The organism is Streptomyces sp. P9(2023) (genome assembly GCF_032436795.1).
Taxonomy (GTDB): domain Bacteria; phylum Actinomycetota; class Actinomycetes; order Streptomycetales; family Streptomycetaceae; genus Streptomyces.
Map to the genome: position 1 here is coordinate 1 of NZ_JAUPWM010000206.1, position 378 is coordinate 378.

Annotated in this window: 1 protein-coding gene; it reads right to left on the reverse strand. The window is 58.7% G+C overall.

Annotated features, from left to right (window positions below; genetic code table 11):
- Positions 1-8: 8 nt before the first annotated feature.
- Positions 9-378, reverse strand: a 370-nt coding sequence (locus Q5762_RS37365; RefSeq protein WP_315896762.1) for a S24 family peptidase, incomplete at its 5' end; no start/stop codon positions are given.

Genomic DNA, 378 nt, shown 5'->3' on the forward strand with positions numbered 1-378 from the left:
TCTCGCATTCAGCGCAACGTGCCATCGCTCCCCCCCCCCACTGTATGCCCCCACCAGACAACTTCACCCAAAATGTTCACCCGATCCGCGTCGTGCGTGGGGATGAGTTCCGAGGCATAATCATCGTTATCTGATTGGAGAAGCAAGCCGGCTGGTAACTTCTCCAGTCGTTTTATGCGCGCCTCGCCGTCAGGGGCTATCAGAGCATAAATGCGCCGACCACGAGGAATCCGCTTTGCCGAGTCGATCAGTACGAGATCTCCGTCAGAGAGGGTTGGTAACATGCTGTCACCCTTGACCGTGGCGACGAGTGCAGTCGATGGTGTGACGCCTACCCGCGCCATCCAGTCGCGCCGAAAGGCGACAGCGCCTGTTAGC